Here is a 20,389-nt window from a genome sequence, read left to right on the forward strand (position 1 = left end):
GCCGGCGGGCGGACATGGCTGGCCCTGAAGAACGAAGCGGCGAAACGCGGCTTGCTGTTGATGTTGTGCGGCGAGCAACGGTAATGTACTGCGGGTTATAAGTGATCACGCGACCATCTCCGAGCGTCACAGCCTGGAAGATGAGGGATGGACGTCATCGAGGCGTCATTGCAGGCGATGGCGCCTGGTTGACGACCCGCGGCTCCATGGCCCGGATGCCGTTTTCCCCCCGGCCCCCATTCGGCTGTCAGTGAGTGCGCAGTCTGCACGTGACCTCCCACGTTGTGGAACGTCGAGTTCGCTGCGCCGGAGCTTGACGTCGATCGCAGTTTTTCGTAGCGCCTACCGTAGACGTCGTGCAGGAGAGCCCAATTTCATTGATTCCTCTTTCAATTGCCGGCATCCACGATGAAGTCTTCACTTGGAGCACGCGAGAACATCACCGCTTGTTTAGGGAGCACAAGCTGACGTCGTCATGGCCCGCTTTCCCCCCTGGGTTTGCAGATGGTAGTCTTCAGCGAATGATTGGCCTCCTACGGCCACGCGCCGCCCTATCACGCCCAGCCGACGGGCGGGCGGCCGAGCAGACTATTGCCAGATGGCCAGCGCAAGCATGGTCCTATGGCACTGTGCCGCGGGGCCAATGTTCCGAACGGGCGTGGTTGACGACACATCTACAACCACCACTCCTTAACCTCTTGTTCTGGTTTTCGGTGATGATCGAAACGGGAACATGGTCGAAAGATTACCGCAAGATGTTCACCTCCTGCCTACGAAATGGGTATCAAGCCGGTATACGATTTTCTGTGTCTCGACGTGCCCGACGTCGGGCGCTTCGGTGTTTCCATATGCTCGAATGTGGTGCCCGGGAAATCGACGGCACGCTGTGTCGATGGGCGCCGGAATGCATTCTCATCCGACGATGACCGACACTATCGACCGGGGGGGGGGTGATGTGGAAGTGCCGATGACCGTGCCAGCAGCCCAACGATCAATCAGTCCAGTGCTACTTTTTTTGATGTCAACGGGGCGGCGAATGCGGCACCGGGCACTCGATCGTCTCCTTACTCTCTTCTTCTTTCCGTCTGTTTGTCCTCCTGCGGCCCCTTTCTTGTTTTGGTTCGCATGTCGGCCCATTCCGGCTACGTCATTCACGGTGGCGGTGGCGGCGAGGAAATCACCCGTTTTTTTTTTTTTTTTCTTTTTTGAATCGATCTGTCGCGGGTGCGTCGGGAACGCGAGGTCGGTATCCGCGGTCTGGGTCAGACACGAAGAGTTCCGTGATCGAGCCGGTCGAGTTTCCGGTTTATCAGAAACACTCGGGCGCCCGGACGACTATTGAACAGCCTGGGGCGTGGTCAACGGGACGAGGATCGCGCGGCGCAGCGGCGGTCCTGGCCGCGGGCACTGGGGTTGCGCCGGCCAGAGATGCTCGATCTCCAGGTTGACCGAATCTGACGGCCGCACATCGACGTCACTGCCCGGCCAACGACGGAGACTGCGCCCACTATTCACACACGGGTCACCGTGAGCAAGTAGGTTTCGGACGAGAGGGGGTAAACCAGGTGGTATCGGTTTGATCATCCTCGGGCTGGCCCCTCGGCACCCTCCTCGGATTTCGGGATTTGCGCTCAGCAGCGCAGCAAGAAAGTAGTACCGCAGGAAAAATACATCGTCACAGAGGAGCAAGAAATTGACCCAAGAAAAACCTACGATGACACGACCGTCATCACACCAGCATGTCGGGCACCTGCAGCGTTCTTCCATCGCAAACACAGCGTCCGATCTACTCACTCAGCGCCACCACTTAAACCTGGCCGGTCAGGGATGAGCGGGTGCGCACTTCCAAGCACATCAACGATTCGACTGTTACTACGGTCGCGAACCGAACGTCTTCGTTCCCAGCGAGTTTTTTTATTTATGCACGCATCCGAGAGTTCGAAGGATCAGGATACAACAACGATTACTGCTTGCAGAACAAGGAGGTTCATCGACACATCAAGCGTCGCGGCGGCGACCCGGTCGCCGTCTTCTGATGTTCGGACGAGAAAAACGAAGATCTGTTGCCAATAGGATTACGGGTATTCGAGCTGTGGTTCCGCGGCATCTTGGCGCACGCGTGCGACAACAAGATGGAAACCGTGCGCATCGGCAACAAGGACGGGGACGTCGGTGCCGAACGTGCCCTGGCCAAGGTCGAGAGTTACGAAAATACAGCTGATCCAATCCGCTGACCGATGGAAACGGAATCGGCAGACGGTACCTGGTGATTCAGTCGCGCTTTTGGCGACTCCGGCCACATCCCACCTTCTCATCTCCAACGAAACGAAGGAAGAAGGATGCCCGACGAGATCTCACAGGATCCCGACGGTCAAGGTCATGAAGACGGCTCAACGCCGGGCGGCACCCTGGAATCCTGCGTCACCCGTTGCCGGCACGGTCGTTCGTCCGCTGCTCACTGAAAATCGTATGGCGACCAAGGAGCCTGATCCACCTACAAGGTGCGGTGGTGCTCCTGGTAACGAGGTCTTACCCGGGAGCGGTTCCGGAATAAAAGCGCCGCATACGCGCGAGGACACGCCTAGCCGTCGGCAACCAAGCTGCTCGAGGAAGGCTATCGCGGCTACTTCGATCTGGAATTTTCTCGACCAGGATACCGAGGAAGTTATCCGGCGAACTCAACCAGCGCGTCTGCCGGCGCGAGGCCCATGACCAATCACGCGGCTTTCGCGTATGCAGACGCCCGCTGTCTCTTTCACCTGCTAGCTTCAGTGGCTTGACTTCAAGTGGACAGTTGCAGCGGATGAACGAACGCTGGAAAAACCCCACAATACATCGACAGCTGGGCCAGCTGGTCATGAAAATACACCGACGAGGAAGGCGATATCGTCGATCCAGCTCCGGATCGGGAATCTACCGCATGGACCGACGACGCAAACGTCGTTTTCACGCTGCGACTATCACCGCCTGCGGTTGAAGGGAAAAACACGAGTGCTTTATGGCTGCCTGCATTACCGGTCCCGGTGACTACGCTATGAAGGCAAGCCGATCTGGGTATCCTGACACCCGCGGTCGTGCGATGAACGAGGAATGCAGATCAAACGCCCGCGCAGAAACTGGATCCGTGGGATCAAGGGATTCTACAAGGGTCGTCTTGGATACCGCCGTCGCCGAACAGGTGCCGTCGGCCGGCGCGTTCAAGATCCTCTGATCGAGGTGAAGGAGGTAGGATGCCGCTCTTCAGACCAGTCGCATGCTCTCGGGCTGGAAGAAGCACGACAGGGGCAGTGTGGCAAAACCTGTCAGGGAATTCTGGCCGTCGTATCGACGCTGGTCTCGAAAGCGGCGAAGCAGGCGCGCCCCTAATACTGCCGTGCGTGCGGGCGCTCGCAAGCACAGTGCCGGAAATGCTGCTCCCACCTCGAGGCGCTCTCCGAACTCTCTGGGTGGCGCGACGTGCGAGGGCCCCGCTCCTTGTGCTTTTCTGCCGCCGCCGTACGTACGGGATTTCGCAGCTGGTCTGGGCCCGGCGAGCGCCGATGATCTGGTGCGCACTACGACTATCCCCCGCCACACGTTGTGCGAAGGCGTCATCCTGAACGAGGACTGGAACGGTCGTGAAGTGATCGCCTTCAGCGATGAAGGTGGGGCCTGCCTCGATGGCATAAACGACAGGATGGTCCGGGGTCGTGACGCCTGTCGTTTGGCGGTACGCCAGGAGTCGGCGAATGTTTTGGCGTGCTCGACTGGTCTGCGCTACGCTGGACACACCCCCCCCGGCACGGTTACCGACGAGGCCTGCGCGGCACTGGCGCGGGTCCGGTGCATATGAGCTACAACGTAACGGTGGTCGACCGCAGCGGCGATTTCTCGACGGTCTTTCTCGCCCCGGGCAAGAGCGGCGACATCCGTCGCCTGGCGGCGGCGACCAATCACCAGAAGAAGGTCGAATGGCACCAGCACGCCGCGCGACGTCGACGGTCGAGCGCCTGCGGCGGTTGATGGAGATGCTCGACGACAGCACGATGACGAGCGAGGCGCTGATCGCCGCCTTCCTGCGGCCGCCGATTTACTCGAACGCCTTCGCGCGCGGCCTCGGCACCCTTTATTCGGCGGCGTATTGGCCCGGCGAAGGGCGCGCCGATTTCTTCTGGCCCGGGGTCAGCTGGTCGCAATCATTTGCCGATTTCACCGTCGGCGATCGGCTCATCGAGTTTGGCGCTTCGCCACCGCCACCTAACAACGATACGCGAGGCATGGACCTGCGTGAGGAGACGAGCAATGAAGGCAGATAGCAAGAACAAGAAGTCGCTCGGTGAATATTACAGTGCGCTGCAACTGCGCACCGATCGCTGGAGCGCCCTGAAAATAGCCTGCGAGCAACTCACCCAGAGTCACTCGGAACGCCGGCGCAACGAGGCCGAGCGAAAGGTCGGCGAGTTGATCGATGCCTTGCGCCCGATCGAGCTCTACTGGGCATTCCCGGGGCACGACACTTTCGGCCGACTCGGCGAACTGGTCATCCAGGGACGCTTCGATGTGCTGGCAATTACCGTGCGCAACATCTGTCATTCCCTGCTCAGCAACAGCTATCGACGCAATCCTCACCACCATGACGTCGAGGAACTGACCGAGGGCAGTCCCGACGATGAGTCCACGGAGAATGCCGGCAAGGAATTGCTCTACTTCGAAGTCCTGTTCGTGGACAAATTCTCGCCAATGCAGGAAGAGAACCTGCGCCGAACCCTGCGTTCGCTACGCCGCATCGAGGACCCCTTCGTCTATGAACCGGTGTTCGTACCCAGCCTCACCGACGCCCTGATCGGCGTGATGTTCAACCACAACGTCCAGGCAGTGGTCATTCGCAACGACCTCCGGCGCGATTCGGAGCAGACCTTGGAGCTCCTGCATCGCTATCTCTCGCGCCTCGAAGAGGCCGTCCTTGAAGAGGTCGAACCCAAGGAGTATGGGCCAGAGCTGTGCCGGATGATCGCCAAGCTTCGTCCCGAGCTCGACGTCTACCTGTTCACCGATCAATCGGTCGAGGAGATCGCCGGTGCCAAGCTCGGCAACTGCCGACGGGTCTTCTACAACCAGGAGGATCATCTCGATCTGCACCTGAATATCCTGCGCGGCGTTGCGGAGCGCTTCGAGGCGCCGTTCTTCAATGCCCTGACGCAGTATGCGCGCATCCCCACCGGCGTCTTTCACGCCATGCCGATCAGTCGCGGCAAGTCGATCACCGCCTCGCACTGGATCAAGGACATGGGCGACTTCTACGGGATGAACATCTTTCTCGCGGAAACGTCGGCCACCTCGGGCGGCCTCGACAGTCTTCTCGAACCGCACGGGCCGATCAAGAAGGCGCAGGAGATGGCCGCCCGTGCCTTTGGCTCGAAGCAGACCTTCTTTGCCACCAACGGTACGATCGACCTGCAACAAGATTGTCGTGCAGGCGATCGTCCGCCCTGGCGACATCGTGCTCGTCGATCGCGATTGTCACAAGTCGCATCACTATGGCATGGTCCTGGCCGGGGCGCAGGTGGTCTATCTGGACAGCTACCCGCTCAATGATTTTTCAATGTACGGCGCCGTGCCGATGAAGGAAATCAAGCACCGCCTGCTCGAACTGAAGGCTGCCGGCAAGCTCGATCGCGTGCGCATGCTGCTGCTCACCAACTGCACATTCGACGGCGTGGTCTATAACGTCGAACGGGTGATGGAGGAGTGCCTGGCGATCAAACCCGATCTGGTCTTCCTGTGGGACGAGGCGTGGTTTGCCTTTGCCCGTTTCGGCCCCGCCTACCGGCGGCGCACGGCGATGTACTGCGCCGGTCAGCTGCGCGAGCGTTACCGCTCGCCGGAATACCGAGCGGACTACGCCAAGTACCAGGAAAAAATGGCCAATGCCGACGACGAAACCCTGCTCAAGAGCCGCTTGATGCCAGACCCGGACAAGGTGCGAGTGCGTGCCTACGCCTGCCAATCGACGCACAAGACACTGACCGCTCTGCGCCAGGGTTCGATGATCCACGTGCACGACCAGGACTTCAAGGACGAGGTCGAGCAGGCCTTCCATGAGGCCTACATGACGCACACCTCGACCTCGCCGAACTACCAGATCATCGCCTCGCTGGATATCGGCCGCCGGCAGGTGGAACTCGAGGGCTTCGAGTTCATCCAGCGCCAGGTCGAGCAGGCGATGTCGCTGCGCAAGGTGATCAATACGCACCCGCTGATCAGCAAGTACTTCCACGTCGTCACCGTCGCCGAGATGATTCCCGCCGAGTATCGCAAGTCGGGGATCAAGAGCTACTGGGATCCGGAGCATGGCTGGACCGACATCATGGCCGCCTGGAGCGAAGACGAATTCGTTCTCGACGCGACGCGGATCACCCTGTCGGTGGCCGGCTCGGGCTGGGACGGCGATACGTTCAAGAACGAGATCCTGATGAACAAGCACGGCATCCAGATCAACAAGACCTCGCGCAACACGGTGCTGTTCATGACCAACATCGGCACCACGCGCTCGTCGGTCGCCTATCTGATCGAGGTGCTGGTCAAGATCGCGCGCGATCTTGATGACCGCCTGGATGACGCCAGCAACGTCGAGCGCAAGATCTTCGAACGCCAGGTCAAGGCCTTGCGCGAGGACCTGCCGCCGCTGCCCGACTTCAGTTGCTTTCACGATTCGTTCCGCTTGAGTTCGGGCAACGGCACGCCTGAAGGCGACATTCGCTCGGCCTTCTTCCTCGCCTACGACGAAAGCAAGTGCGAATACGTGCCGATCGCGGGCAAGGCCATCGAGAGGGAAATCGCCGCCGGACGCCAGTTGGTATCGACGACCTTCGTCATCCCTTACCCGCCGGGTTTTCCGATTCTGGTCCCCGGGCAGGTGATCAGTCAGGAAATCATTACCTTCATGCGGGCGCTGGATGTCAAGGAGATTCATGGCTACCGGCCGGAGCTTGGCCTGCGCGTGTTTACCGAGCAGGCACTGGCGGTACTCGAGGCATCACCGTCGTCGATTCAGGAACTGCCCACTTGACAATAGCCGGCGCGGTTCGCCACTCTTCGGGTCGCGCCCAATCGTTCATCCACTGAAGAGGACTGTCGTTGCCTATGCAGAGTGAAACGATCATCTATGAAGCGAGCGGCGGGATTGCCGAAATTCGCCTGAACCGACCACATCGCCTCAACGCGGTGACGCAACAGCTCTATAACGAGCTCAACGCTGCGCTGGGCGTCGCCGAAGCCGACGGTGACGTGCGCGTGGTGCTGTTGACCGGCGAGGGCCGCGCTTTCTGTGTTGGCGCCGACCTCAAGGAACACAAGGCGGGGCGAACCGCCTACGATCGACGCCAGTACCTGCGCGGCGAGCAGATCGTCTGCAAGCGCTTGCTGTTGTTGTCGAAGCCGGTGGTGGCCGCGGTCAATGGTTTTGCCGTCGGCGCCGGAGCAGAAATGGCCATCGCTTCGGACTTCATCCTGATGGCCGAGAGCGCGCAGATAGGACTGCCCGAGGTGAGCATCGGCACTTTTCTCGGCGGTGGCGTTACCTCGCTTCTGCCGCGGCTGGTCGGGCTGGCCAAGGCGCGCGAACTGGTCTTTCTCGGCGAGCGTATCAGAGGCGACGAGGCGGTGCGCATCGGGTTGGCCAATCGTGTGCTGCCGGATGAAGGATTTCTCGCTGCGGCACGCGAATTCGCCGGGCGCATTGCCGGCAAGGCGCCCTTGTCGATGCAACTGGCCAAGGAGCAGCTGAACATGGCTGCCGAGCGTACTTTCGATGCCGCGCTTACCGCCGAACTCGAAGCGATGACCTTCGTCGGTACCACCCAGGACTGGCAGGAGGGAATCGACGCCTTCGCTGAGAAACGTCCGCCGGTTTTCAAGGGCTGCTGAGATGACGACCATGGCCAACGCAACTCAGAGCAGCCCGCTGCACGGTTTTCTCGCTCCCAATTCGATCGCCATCGTCGGCGCTTCGGCCGATCCCACCAAGCGCGGCTACAAGGCCATGGTCGGGCTGATCAAGGATGGCTACGCCGGCACGATCTACCCGATCAATCCCAAGGTCGACCGGGTTCTCGGCGTCAAGGCGTATCGCTCGCTGGCCGACATTCCGGGAACCGCCGACCTGGCGCTGATCTGCACTCCCGCAGCCAGCGTTCCGGGCTTGCTCGTCGAGTGCGGCAAGAAAGGCGTCAAGGGGGCGGTGGTCCTGGCCAGCGGTTTTCGCGAAACAGGCCGTCCGGACGGCATCAAGCTGGAGCAGGAAATGCTGGCCGCCGCGCACCAGAGCGGCGTGCGGGTCATCGGCCCGAACACCTCGGGGATGTTCAACCTGCACAAGAAAGTCAATCTGCTGGCCCTGAACAACGTCAAGGCGGGTGACATCGGACTCATCTCGCAGTCGGGCAACATGCTGCTGGCGCTGGTGCTGGAGGCCGAGCGCAACGGTCACGTCGGCTTCAGTACCTACGCCGGGCCGGGCAATCAGGCGGATATCGGCTTCAACGATTACCTGCGCTATCTCGGCGAGGATCCACACACCCGAGTGGCGACGCTGTACGTCGAAGGCTTTCGTGACGGGCGGCGCTTCCTCGACGCGGCGCGTGAAATCACCGCGCTCAAGCCGGTCGTGGTGTACAAGTCGGGGTCAACCGAAGCGGGCCAGAGGGCGGCCAGTTCGCACACCGGCGCACTGGCCGGCAGCTATGCGATGACGGTCGACGTCCTGCGTCAGGTCGGCGTCAGCGTGGTCCAGCATTCGGACGAGATTCTGCCCGTCGCCGAGGGGCTGGGACTGCTGCAAAAAGCGCGCGGCAAGCGCGTGGCGGTGGTCGCCGACGGTGGCGGTCAGGCGACCATCGCTTCCGATCGCCTCGCCGAAGCGGGCCTGGAACTGGCCGAGCTGAGCGAAACGACACGGCGGCGTCTCGGCGAAATCCTTTTCCCGCAGGCATCGCTGGTCAACCCGGTCGATGTCGCCGGCAGCAGCGACGCCAACCCGGCTCTGCTCGCCGATTGCCTGGAGATCGTCGCCGCAGACGATGATGTCGACAGCATCTTCCTGGTCGGCATGTTCGGCGGCTACTACACGCGCTTCGCCGAAGACCTGCTCGGCGGCGAGATGCGTGGCGCCGAGGCGATGATCGAGCTGGCGCGCAGGAGCGACAAGCCGCTGATCGTCTATAGCCTTTACGCACCGGTCAATCCACCGGCCTTGCGCCGCCTGCACGAGGCCGGTCTGCCGGTCTATAGCTCGATCGAGCACGCGGTGCGCGTCCTGGCGGCACTCGGTGAACGCGGCATCTATCTGGCGGCGTGCACGGGCCAGAAGGCCGTGCCAACGGTGGTTCCCGAGCGCGCAGCGCAGCTCGTGTTCGCCGATGCGCAGGCGGCAGGCCGCGATCTCTTCGAATACGAAGCCAAGAACCTGTTGCGCACGCATGGCGTTGCCGTGCCGGAGGAACTGCTGGCCGGCTCGGCCGAAGATCTCGCCAGCATCGCCGCGCGTTTCGGCGATCAGCCGCTGGCCATGAAGGTCGTTTCCAAGGACATCCTGCACAAGTCGGACGCCGGCGGGGTCAAGCTCAACGTCCGTGGCGAAGCGGGCATGCGCGTCGCTTTCGACGAGATCATGGCCGCCAGCCGGGCCTACGATTCGCAGGCGGTGATCAAAGGCGTCCTGCTCACGCCGATGGCGCGCAAAGGGGTCGAGGTGATCATCGGCGTCATTCGGGATCCCATTTTCGGCCCGGTATTGATGTTCGGCCTGGGCGGCATTTTCGTCGAGATCCTCGAGGACGTGGCTTTCCGTGCCATCCCCCTGTCGCCGCACGATGCGTCGTCGATGCTCGAGCAGATCAAGTCGCGCAAGATCCTCGCCGGCGTGCGCGGCGAAGCGGCCGTTGACAAGGCGGCGCTGGTCGATCTGCTGTTGAAGGTTTCGAGCCTCGTCGAGGCCTACCCGGAACTGATCGAACTGGACCTCAACCCGGTCATCGCCCGGCCCGACGGCTACGCGGTGGTCGACGCGCGGATAATCGTCAGCCGCAAGCCGCTGGCCGCAAAGGAGGCTTGCCGATGAACATTCCGCCAGTCACCGATGCCTTGCTCGAGGTCGATGGCCGGGTCGCGCTTCTGACGCTCAATCGCGACGACGTGCGCAACGCGCTGACCGGAACGCAACTGATCGAAGACATCGTCGGCGTCGCCGAATGGGTCAACCGCTGCGACGACGTGTCCGTGCTGGTCATCACCGGCGCCGGCGCCGCTTTCTCGGCCGGCGGCAACGTCAAGGACATGGCCGGGCGCAGCGGTGATTTCGCGGGCGACGTGGCCGAGGTCGCGCAGCGCTATCGTCGTGGCATCCAGCGCATCCCGCTGGCGCTGTGCGAAGTCGAGGTCCCGGTCATCGCGGCGGTGAACGGTGCGGCGATCGGCGCTGGCTTCGATCTGGCCAACATGGCCGATATTCGCCTGGCGTCGCGGCGTGCCAGGTTCGGCGAGACCTTTCTCAACCTGGGCATTATCCCCGGGGATGGCGGCGCCTGGCTCATGCAGCGGCTGATTGGTTACCAGCAGGCCTTCGAGCTGACGCTGACCGGACGCATCGTCAGCGCCGACGAGGCCAAGGCACTGGGGATTGTCCTCGACGTCGTCGAGCCCGAGCATTTATTGCCGACGGCGCTTGACCTCGCGGGGCGCATTGCAGCCCAACCGCCGAAGGCGCTGCGCCTCACCAAGCGATTGATGAAAATGGCTCAACGCATGGAGTTAAAAGACTTTCTCGATCTTTGCGCTTCCTTCCAGGGAATGTGCCATAACGAAGCGGAGCATCTGGAGGCGGTGCACAGAATGCTCAAGGAATGACTGCGGCGGCGGTCGGCGCCGGAACCACCAGCGCACGACGATGGTCGATGTCTTCGCCTCAGCTCCCCGCAGCAAACTGCCAATGGGTCGCCAGCGAGCCATTGTGGCGCTGCATTGGTATCAGCAAGTTTTCTGGAATTGGTCTAAATGTCAGCGGGTTTTATGTGTAGAGTCGCTCAGCGTTGGCTTTTGTCCCAGGGCAATCGCATGAATGCCAACGTCGTTGACCCTCTGAAATAATCGTTTACGCTCAAGCAGTTACGAAAGATCTGTCCACAGCCCCTTGATTTGTGTAGTTTTCTGTCTTTTTGGAGTTTTCCATGAGCGCAGAAAACAAGGTCCGGCTGGTTGACGTATGGGTGGGTGTGCGCGATCCGAGACAGGTCACGAAAGTGGAGCACGACCTGGTCGAACTGCTGGTGGTTTCGGTCAGCGCGGTCCTGTCAGGCGCCGACACCTTCGCCGAAATCGAGGCCTGGGCCAAAGAGAAGCTGGACTGGTTGCGGCAATATCTGAAACTTGAGCAGGGCATTCCCTCGCACGACACCATTGGCCGGGTCTTTGCGGCGATCAATCCCGACGAATTCGGGGCGGCCTTCGTGCGCTGGGTAGGTCAGGTACTGCCCGTGCTGGCGAACGGCGAAGTGGTGGCCATCGACGGTAAGACCAGTCGTCGTTCAGGAAGGGTGGGCGCCACACCGCTTCACCTAGTCAGTGCCTTCGCAGCCCAGGCGAGCCTGGTCCTCGGTCAGCGGGCGACGGCCGAGAAGTCGAACGAGAAGACCGCCATCCCTGAACTGCTGGCGACCCTGGCCCTGGAGGGTTGTATCGTCACTATCGATGCCATGGGCACGCAGCCGAACATTGCGCAAGCCATTCGCAACCGGGGTGCAGACTATATCCTGGCGGCCAAGGGCAACCAGCCGAGGCTGGCTGAATCGATCGACGACTTCTTCAGCGCCTTTGAGGCGGCGCCGGGCAAGACTCCCCACCAGTTTCACGAAGTCGTCGAGAAGAATCATGGCCGGCTCGAAGTGCGTCGCTGCTATGTCTTCGATCAGCTCGACTGCCTGCACGCCCCCGAGCGTTGGCCAGACCTGCAATCGTTTGCGGTGATCACCACCGAGCGAACGATCCGGGGAAAAACAACCTCGACTGAACGCCGCTCTTACATCAGCAGTTTGGTGCCAGACTCGCAGCGGATGAATCAAAGCGTTCGCTTGCATTGGCGTGTCGAGAACAGCCTGCACTGGTGCATGGATGTGGTCTTTGGCGACGATCAGATGCGGGCCTGCTCCGATCATGCCGCACACAACCTGGCTGTCTTGCGTCAGTTCGTCTTGAATCTCATCCGCCTTTCCCCGGTCAAGCGCAAGGGTGGCCTCAAGACTCAGCGCCTGATCGCCGCCACGTCCGATTCCTTCCGGGCTGAACTCCTGGGTCTTGTATAGGATTCATGCGATTGCCCTGGCTTTTGTCCGTTGCACGAGACGCAATGTTTCGGGTAAATTGACGTTGGCCAACGCGCCGACAGGCCCGGAACTTGACTCATGAATCATTGCTCTGGCGGCGGATCAGTGCTGAAGGAAGGGTAGAGAAGTCTTGCTCACCTTCCCATGATCAAGCCGCTCGTCTGCGTGGTCGCGGCATGGCTCGTTCCAATTGCTTGAATATAATTGAGGAGACAAACTCTTGAAGAAACTTACCACCCTTGCTGCCGCCCTTGCCGTTTCCGCCAGTATCGTCAGCCCGGCAGCTTTTGCGGAACAGAAGTTCGTGACCATTGGTACCGGCGGGGTCACCGGCGTTTATTACGCCGCCGGCGGCGCGATCTGCCGACTGATGAACAAGGAAAAGAAAACGCACGGTATTCGCTGCTCGGTCGAGAGCACCGGTGGCTCGGTGTACAACGTCAATACCATCAAGGCCGGCGAACTCGACTTCGGCGTTGCGCAGTCGGACGTCGCCTACAATGCCTTGAAGGGAGAAAACCAGTTCAAGGGTGCCGCTTTTGGCGAATTGCGCTCGGTGTTCTCGATCCATCCGGAGCCGCTGGTCGTGCTCGCACGCAAGGACGCCAACGTCACCTCCTTGCTGGACTTCAAGGGCAAGCGCTTCAACATCGGCAACCCGGGCTCAGGCCAGCGCGCGACGATGGATATCCTGCTTCCGGCGATGGGCATGAAGACCAGCGATTTCTCGCTGGTTTCCGAGATGAAGGCCGACGAACATGGCGCGGCGCTGTGTGATAACAAGATCGACGGCTTTGCTTACGTCGTCGGCAACCCGTCCGCCAATATCCAGGATCCGACCACCACCTGTCACGCGCAGCTCGTCAATATCATCGGGCCGGCAGTCGACAAGCTGGTGAAGACCTATCCCTACTACGCGGCGGTGACGATCCCCGGCGGCATGTACGCCAACAACCCGAACCCGGTGAATACCTTCGGCGTGGTGGCGGCTTTTGTCTCGTCTTCGAAGGTTTCCAACGACGTTGTCTATGCCATGGTCAAGGCCGTCTTCGACAATCTGGACGACTTCAAGAAGCTCCATCCGGCTTTTGCCCACCTTGATCCGAAGGAAATGATCAAGAACGGTCTGTCGGCACCCCTGCACGATGGCGCTGTAAAGTACTACAAGGAGAAGGGCTGGATGTAATCGGTCGGAAGCATGCGGGATCGGCAGGGAGTTCGCCGTTCCCGCTAGACCTGCCGACGGCCCCGACGGGGCCGTCTTACGTTGAAGTCTGCGGAGATTTTGCACATGGCTGAAAAAGAAGCTGAAGCCGTCCTGACGGACGAGCAACTAAAACAACTGGTCGCCGAAGCAGACACCGGTGGCCGCAAGCCGACCGGCATGGTCGCCAAGCTGATCCTGTTTACCGCGCTGGCCTGGTCGCTGTTTCAACTCTGGATCGCTTCGCCGCTGCCGTATTCGCTGGGTATCCTGGTGCTCAATGACACCGAGTCGCGTTCGGTCCATCTGGCTTTTGCCATGTTTCTTGCTTATCTTGCCTACCCGGCATTCAAGAGCTCTCCGCGTGCCTATGTGCCGCCCCTGGACTGGGTTCTGGCACTGGCGGGCGTCTTCTGCGCCTCGTATCTATTCGTTTTCTACTCCGAGTTGTCGACGCGACCCGGTCAGCCGACGACGCTCGACCTGGTCGCCTCGGTCGCCGGCATCGTTCTCCTGCTCGAGGCGGCGCGCCGTGCGCTTGGCCTGCCGATGGTCATTCTGGCGGTGATCTTCATCGGCTACATCTTCCTCGGCCCCTACATGCCGGACTTGATCGCCCACAAGGGGGCTTCGCTCGGCAAGGGCATGTCGCACCTGTGGCTGAGTACGGAAGGCGTTTTCGGTGTCGCGCTGGGTGTGTCATCGGGCTTCATCTTCCTCTTCGTCCTGTTTGGCGCCCTTCTGGAAACGGCAGGCGCCGGCAACTATTTCATCAAGTCGGCCATCTCGCTCCTCGGTCACCTGCGTGGAGGTCCGGCGAAAGCCGCGGTGGTGGCCTCGGCGTGTACGGGCCTGATTTCCGGGTCGTCGATTGCCAACGTCGTCACCACCGGGACTTTTACCATTCCGCTCATGAAGCGCGTCGGTTATCGACCCGACAAGGCCGCCGCCGTCGAGGTCGCGGCTTCGGTCGACGGTCAGATCATGCCGCCGGTGATGGGTGCGGCTGCCTTCCTGATGGTCGAGTACGTCGGCATTCCCTACACGCAGGTGCTCAAGCACGCCATCCTGCCGGCGCTGATCTCGTACATCGCGCTGTTCTACATCGTGCACCTGGAAGCGATGAAGGCCGACATTCGCGGCATTCCGCATGTGCACGAGGCCACCTTGAGCCAGCGCATGATTTCCTTCCTGATGACCGTTTCCGGAATGGTCATCCTTGCCGGCATCGTCTACTACGGCTTTGGCTGGCTCAAGGATGTCTTCGGTGACGCCTCCATCTATATCGTCGGTGTGGTGATGATGGCTGCCTACATCGGCCTGTTGAAGTTCGGTACACGTTATCCCGAATTGCACATGGACGATCCGGATACGCCTATCGACCACCTGCCCGATGCCGGTCCGACGTTGAAGTCCGGTCTGCACTTCCTGCTGCCGGTGGTGGTGCTGATCTGGAACCTGATGGTCGAGGAACTCTCGCCGGCCTTGTCCGCGTTCTGGGCGACGGTGTTCCTGATGTTCATCCTGGTCACGCAACGGCCGATGATTGCTTTCTTCCGCCAGCACGGTGACCTTGGTGCAGCGGCTCGCCAGGGCTTCCAGGACCTGCTTGACGGTCTGGTCACCGGTGCGCGCAACATGATCGGTATCGGTATCGCCACTGCGGCCGCCGGCATCATCGTCGGTACCGTGACGCTGACCGGCATCGGACTGGTGATGAGCGAGCTGGTCGAGCTGATCTCGGGCGGCAACCTGATGATCATGCTCTGTCTGGTCGCGGTGATCTGCCTGATCCTTGGCATGGGTCTGCCGACGACGGCCAACTACATCGTCGTATCCACCCTGATGGCTCCGGTGGTGGTCGAACTCGGTGCGCAGAGCGGTCTGCTGGTGCCGCTGATTGCCGTACACCTGTTCGTCTTCTATTTCGGACTGATGGCCGACGTGACACCGCCCGTGGGCCTGGCGTCGTATGCCGCGGCCGGGATTGCGCGCTGCGACCCGATCAAGGTCGGTGTCACGGCCTTCGGCTACAGCATTCGAACGGCGATCCTGCCCTTCATGTTCATCTTCAACACGCAGCTCTTGCTGATCGGCATCGACAGCCTCGGACACCTCTTCCTGACGGTGTCTACGGCGATCATCGCCAATCTCCTTTTCGCCGCCGCGACGCAGGGCTGGTTCATGACCCGCAACCGCTGGTGGGAGGCCGTGGTTCTGCTGCTGGTGACCTTCACCCTGTTCCGCCCGGGTTTCTGGATGGACATCATTCAACCGCCTTACGACAAGTTGCCGCCGACCAAGATCATGGAGGTTGTCGAGAAGGCGCCCGATGGTGCCGGTCTAAGGGTCTGGATCGAGGGTGAGGACATCAACGGCAAGAAGGTCGCCAAGGGCGTCCTGCTGCCGCTCGGCGTCCAGGCGCCCGCACTGCAGCGTCTCAATGCCATGGGCCTCAGCCTGATGGCGTCGGGTGATCAGGTCGATATCCTGGGCGTCAAGTTCGGCAGCCGCGCGGCGAAGCTCGGCATCGAGCAGGGTTTTGTCATCACTGCCCTCGAGGTGCCCACCGAGCGACCGGACAAGGAATGGTTCTTTATTCCTGCCTTTCTGCTGCTGGGGCTGGTTGTTGCCGTCCAGCTTCGGCGTGCGCGGGTGATTGCTGCCAACGAGCTGAAACCGGCTAGCTAGCAGGGCTGCTTGCCTCTGGGCAAGGGCTTTGCTGCGTTGAGGCCGCCGTTCGACCATGCTGCACGATCGTGGTCCACCGGTGGCCTCGTCCGTTTGCGCGCTCGCCGATCCCGTCGCTGAGCGCTGGCGTCGGCGTTGTGTCCGGCTCACGCGCTTCGCGGTCGCGGGGCTCGATCGACGGACAGGTACGGGTCGCACCGACAGAATTCCCGCGCCAAGGTCTCGCGCCGGGCAGGCGAACGGAAAAGAAGAGGGCTGATGACCACTGGAAGCCGGCAGCCAGGCCGCGTTGTGAGTGTCCGCTGTGTTTGCTCGGGCGGCAGGCCGTGAGCTGGCTGCCCGGGGTGCACGCTGTGCTGGCGGCTCTCGCGGGCGCACTGGGGCTGTACATCGCCGCCAATCATCCCTTGTGGCCGAACCTGCTCGGTGTCGCTTTCGTCGCCTGGGCCATGGCGGTCGGCCTGCGCCCGTCGCTCTTCCTCTTCGTCCTCCCTGCACTTTTGCCGGTCGCCAGTTTCTCGGCGTGGACCGGCTGGATCGGCGTCGACGAATTCGACCTCTTGCTACTGGCAGCGGTGAGTGGCGGCCAGGCACGCCTGGCCGCCGATGGCTGGCCACGCCGGGGGCGATCCCCAGCTTCCCCCGGTCATGGCGCCCGGACGGCGCAGCGAGGGCTGCTTAAGGCGCTCCTCCCCCTTTCTTGCCGTCCGGACGGCGGCGCGGGATCGGCGGAATTCACCCTCTTTCGCCTGGCCGGAATCGGGCTGGCGGCGCTCTCCGTATCCTACGCTGTGGCCCTGGTGCGTGGCCTGAGCGCCGCCGATCCCTCGCTGGCGGGATGGTTCCAGGGCTACGAAGAGCCCTTGAACAGCTTGCGCGTAGGCAAGGCTTTCTTTTTTGCACTCCTCCTCTTGCCGTCGTTGCGCCAGCTGCACGAACGCGCGCCGGCGCTGGCAGCGTCCCGCCTCGCCGCGGGCGTGGCGACCGGACTGGGCCTGCTCTGCGTGGCGATTGTCTGGGAACGCAGCACCTACCCGGGGCTGTTCGACTTCTCGACTCCCTATCGCAGCACGGCCCTGTTCTGGGAGATGCACGTCGGTGGCGCGGCGCTCGACGGCTATCTTGCACTGGCGGTTCCGTTTGCCGTCCATGCCGTGGTGCGCGCGCCGGATCGTTGGCGCTGGGGCATCGCCGCGGCGCTGGCGGTGCTCGTCGCCTACGCCTGCCTGACCAGTTTCTCGCGCAGCGTCTATCTCGGCGTCGGGCTGTCCCTGGCGCTGCTGGCCTGGCGTTTGTCGGCGCAGCGGCAGTCGTTTCCGCCGCCGGGCTTGCCGGCAAGCGCGCCGACGGACTCGCCATTCCCGCCGCCGGAGCCCTGGCGGCTTTGGGGAGGGCGTGTCCTGCTCGCGGTCCTGGCCTTCGAGGTGGTCGCGGTGCTTGGCTTCGGCGATTTCATGAGCCGCCGGTTGTCGGCCAGCGAGCGCGATCTGGGCGGGCGTCTGGAGCACTGGACTGCCGGGCTGAGCCTTTTGCGCTCGCCGTCAGAGATCATGTTCGGCAGGGGCCTGGGACGTTTTCCTGCCAATTATTCACAGGCCGTGCCGGAGCGCGAAATCCCCGGCCGCCTGCTGTTTGTCGACGACCGCCAGAGCGGGACCTATTTGCGCCTTTCCGGCCCGTCGCAAGGCCCGCGTCGGCAGGGCGCTTTCGAACTGCTGCAACGCGTGTCGCCACTGCACGACGGGAGCTACACGCTGGCCATGGACCTGCGTGCGCCGCAGGACGCCAGGCTGAGTGTGGCTGTCTGCCAGCGGCATCTGCTGTACGAGGCTTCCTGCCGTGGGACGCTCGTGCGAGTTCCGGGAGGGGAAGCGCAATGGCACCACTTCTCGCTGCGCCTGAACGCTCCCCCGGCCGGCGCCGCCGGCGCGTGGCCACCGGCCCTCGGCTTTCTCAGCTTGCGCCTCCTGCCCGGTTCGGCTGACGCCATCGACGTCGATAAGCTGCGCCTCCGTGATGCCACGGGGCGGGACCTGCTGCAGAATGGCGACTTTTCCGATGGGCTCGCGCATTGGTTCTTTGCCGGTCGCCACTACTTCGTGCCTTGGCACATCGACAACCTGTTTCTCGAAATGCTCGTCGATCAGGGCGTCAGCGGCCTGCTGCTCCTGCTCGTCCTGCTGGCGCTGGCCTGCGTCAACCTCCTTCGCGGGCCGGGACGTTCGCATGTTTTGGCCCCTTATTTGCTCGCGGCATTAATTGCATTTATGGTAGTCGGCATGTTTTCCAGCCTGTTGGACATGCCGCGGCCTGCTTTCCTGTTCTTCTTGCTGCTATGCTTTGCCCTGTTCCTGAACGGATGCGCCGCTGCCAACCCTCTTGCCGCGCCGTCGGTTCCCGTTCGGACACCCTGACAGACGCCGCAGCTTGCAGAATTCCTGACTGCACGCGCTCGTCAAAAATCAATAAAAAACAAGACGTATCAAGGTACTGGCGCGTTGTATTGAAGTGCACGTTTGGTTCTTGTAGGGAGTTGGACGGTATGTTTTACAAGGTATTGCCCCCCGCTTGTGTATTCGGTCACGGTCTCGACGTTGTTCCGTTGATAACCTCTGTTTCGTGATACTTGCCTGCTTTCCCCTTCACCAGGGCGGCGTTCGGCAAGTCCGTTATCAACGAAAAGCTTTCAGATTGGCGATTGCAAGGGGTCTGTCGTGATCAAGGTCTTCAATCATTGGTTTTATCGGGCGACCATCGCCCGGGTGGCGATCGATCTGATGTTCCCGGTGGTCTGCGTGATCCTGGTCGCCGTCTGGGTCGGTCGTGGCGGCGAGATAGCCCTCGAGAAGGTGGCTTTCTATGCGCTGATCTTCGCGCTGATGAGCATTGCCTTCAACGCCTGGCTGGGTATCTATCAGCGGGTTCATAGCCGCACTCGCGCCGAGACGCGGGCGCGTGCCGTGCTGTCCCTCTATCTGGCCATTCCTTTGGCCTATGTCGTGTTCTCCATGCTCTCCGTGGCCGAGGTCGATCGTGGCTTCATGCTCCTCTCCGGCCTGGCGGCGCTCTTCGCGACCTTGCTGCACCGCGTCCATTCGGCACACAGCCGCAGCGGCCTGCTGCTCAGTCACCGGGTGCTGGTCTTTGGCGCGGGCGACGAGGCGGAAAATGTCGGGCGCGTCTTGCGCAAGTCGGATCCGGATATCCACATCGTCGGCTTTTATCCCAGCCCGACCGATACCGAGCTCGTCGTTCCGGCGCAGGTCCTCCTGTCGCGCGACATGTCTCTGTCCGACACCGCGCATTCGCTGAAGGTGGACGAGATCATCGTCGCGGTACGCGAGCGTCGCGGTGGCGCGCTTCCCTTGCGCGAACTCCTGGATTGCAAACTGTCCGGCGTCAAGGTTCTCGACCTGGCGAGTTACTTCGAACGTGCCCTCGGGCAGATTCGCATCGATTCGCTGCGTGTCAGCTGGCTGATCTTCGGCGACGGCTTTCGCCAGAGCTGGCGGCGGACCGCCGTCAAGCGCCTGTTCGATATCGTCGCCGCCAGCTTCCTCTTGCTGCTGGCCGCACCGGTGATGCTGCTGACCATGCTGATGATCATCCTCGAAGACGGCTTTTCGGTCTTCTACCGCCAGGAGCGGGTGGGTCTCGACGGTCGTCTGTTCAATGTCATCAAGTTTCGCAGCATGCGCAAGGATGCCGAAAGCGATGGCCAACCGCGCTGGGCGACGGCCAACGATGATCGCGTGACGCGCGTCGGCAGGATCATCCGCAAGCTGCGCATCGACGAGTTGCCGCAGCTGTACAGCGTGCTGACCGGTGACATGAGCCTGGTCGGACCGCGTCCGGAGCGCCCCTATTTCGTTGATCAACTGACTCGCGACGTACCCTTCTACGCCGTGCGCCACAGTGTCAAGCCCGGGGTCACCGGCTGGGCGCAGGTAAGCTACCACTACGGTTCGACGGTCGACGATTCGATTCAGAAGCTGCAGTACGATTTGTTTTACGTCAAGAATCACAGCCTGTTTCTCGATGTCGTGATTCTCTTTCAGACGGTCGGCGTGGTGTTGACCGGCAAAGGCGCTCAGTGAGCTTTCTGGCGATCCTGGCAGATTGCGTGTGGGCGCGGATTGGG

General features: G+C 61.7%; 14 protein-coding genes. All 14 read left to right on the top strand.

The annotated features are described in order from the left end of the window. Positions 1–2,063 precede the first annotated feature (2,063 nt). A complete protein-coding gene (locus tag QZ613_RS10215; protein WP_291982274.1) occupies positions 2,064–2,234 on the top strand; it encodes a hypothetical protein in 171 nt (56 codons plus the stop codon). 856 nt (positions 2,235–3,090) lie between these two features. Further along, on the top strand, positions 3,091–3,366 hold the full coding sequence (locus tag QZ613_RS10220) for a hypothetical protein (protein ID WP_291982277.1): 276 nt from the start codon (positions 3,091–3,093) through the stop codon (positions 3,364–3,366). Positions 3,367–3,828: 462 nt separating this feature from the next. Next, positions 3,829–4,002 carry a hypothetical protein gene (locus QZ613_RS10225; protein ID WP_291982279.1) on the top strand — a complete coding sequence of 58 codons (174 nt, stop codon included), beginning with the start codon at positions 3,829–3,831 and terminating at the stop codon, positions 4,000–4,002. Further along, complete coding sequence (locus QZ613_RS10230) at positions 3,951–4,295, top strand: hypothetical protein (protein WP_291982281.1); 345 nt, start codon at positions 3,951–3,953, stop codon at positions 4,293–4,295. Before QZ613_RS10225 ends, QZ613_RS10230 begins: the two co-directional genes overlap by 52 nt. Then, entirely contained in the window at positions 4,282–5,574 is a 1,293-nt protein-coding gene (locus QZ613_RS21125) for a hypothetical protein (protein WP_366144450.1), read from the top strand. The genes QZ613_RS10230 and QZ613_RS21125 overlap by 14 nt, the downstream gene beginning before the upstream one ends. Continuing rightward, on the top strand, positions 5,459–7,048 hold the full coding sequence (locus QZ613_RS21130; protein ID WP_366144452.1) for a hypothetical protein: 1,590 nt from the start codon (positions 5,459–5,461) through the stop codon (positions 7,046–7,048). Before QZ613_RS21125 ends, QZ613_RS21130 begins: the two co-directional genes overlap by 116 nt. A 74-nt stretch (positions 7,049–7,122) precedes the next feature. Then, positions 7,123–7,905: an enoyl-CoA hydratase/isomerase family protein gene (locus QZ613_RS10240; RefSeq protein WP_043563119.1), complete on the top strand. Its 783-nt coding sequence runs from the start codon at positions 7,123–7,125 to the stop codon at positions 7,903–7,905. 10 nt (positions 7,906–7,915) lie between these two features. Further along, positions 7,916–10,096 (top strand): acetate--CoA ligase, encoded by a 2,181-nt coding sequence (locus tag QZ613_RS10245; protein WP_291901814.1) that lies wholly within the window; start codon positions 7,916–7,918, stop codon positions 10,094–10,096. Further along, a complete protein-coding gene (locus QZ613_RS10250) occupies positions 10,093–10,881 on the top strand; it encodes an enoyl-CoA hydratase-related protein (RefSeq protein WP_043563123.1) in 789 nt (262 codons plus the stop codon). Before QZ613_RS10245 ends, QZ613_RS10250 begins: the two co-directional genes overlap by 4 nt. 320 nt (positions 10,882–11,201) lie before the next feature. Further along, positions 11,202–12,332 (top strand): ISAs1 family transposase, encoded by a 1,131-nt coding sequence (locus QZ613_RS10255; protein WP_291868322.1) that lies wholly within the window; start codon positions 11,202–11,204, stop codon positions 12,330–12,332. 241 nt (positions 12,333–12,573) lie between these two features. Then, on the top strand, positions 12,574–13,539 hold the full coding sequence (locus QZ613_RS10260; protein ID WP_043563124.1) for a TAXI family TRAP transporter solute-binding subunit: 966 nt from the start codon (positions 12,574–12,576) through the stop codon (positions 13,537–13,539). A gap of 105 nt (positions 13,540–13,644) precedes the next feature. Further along, on the top strand, positions 13,645–16,248 hold the full coding sequence (locus QZ613_RS10265) for a TRAP transporter permease (RefSeq protein WP_043563125.1): 2,604 nt from the start codon (positions 13,645–13,647) through the stop codon (positions 16,246–16,248). 326 nt (positions 16,249–16,574) lie between these two features. Continuing rightward, on the top strand, positions 16,575–18,662 hold the full coding sequence (locus QZ613_RS10270) for an O-antigen ligase family protein (protein WP_291868344.1): 2,088 nt from the start codon (positions 16,575–16,577) through the stop codon (positions 18,660–18,662). A gap of 300 nt (positions 18,663–18,962) precedes the next feature. After that, complete coding sequence (locus QZ613_RS10275) at positions 18,963–20,345, top strand: TIGR03013 family XrtA/PEP-CTERM system glycosyltransferase (protein WP_043563128.1); 1,383 nt, start codon at positions 18,963–18,965, stop codon at positions 20,343–20,345. Positions 20,346–20,389: the final 44 nt, after the last annotated feature.

It is taken from the genome of Candidatus Accumulibacter sp. ACC005 (assembly GCF_907163215.1).
Classification (GTDB): domain Bacteria; phylum Pseudomonadota; class Gammaproteobacteria; order Burkholderiales; family Rhodocyclaceae; genus Accumulibacter; species Accumulibacter regalis.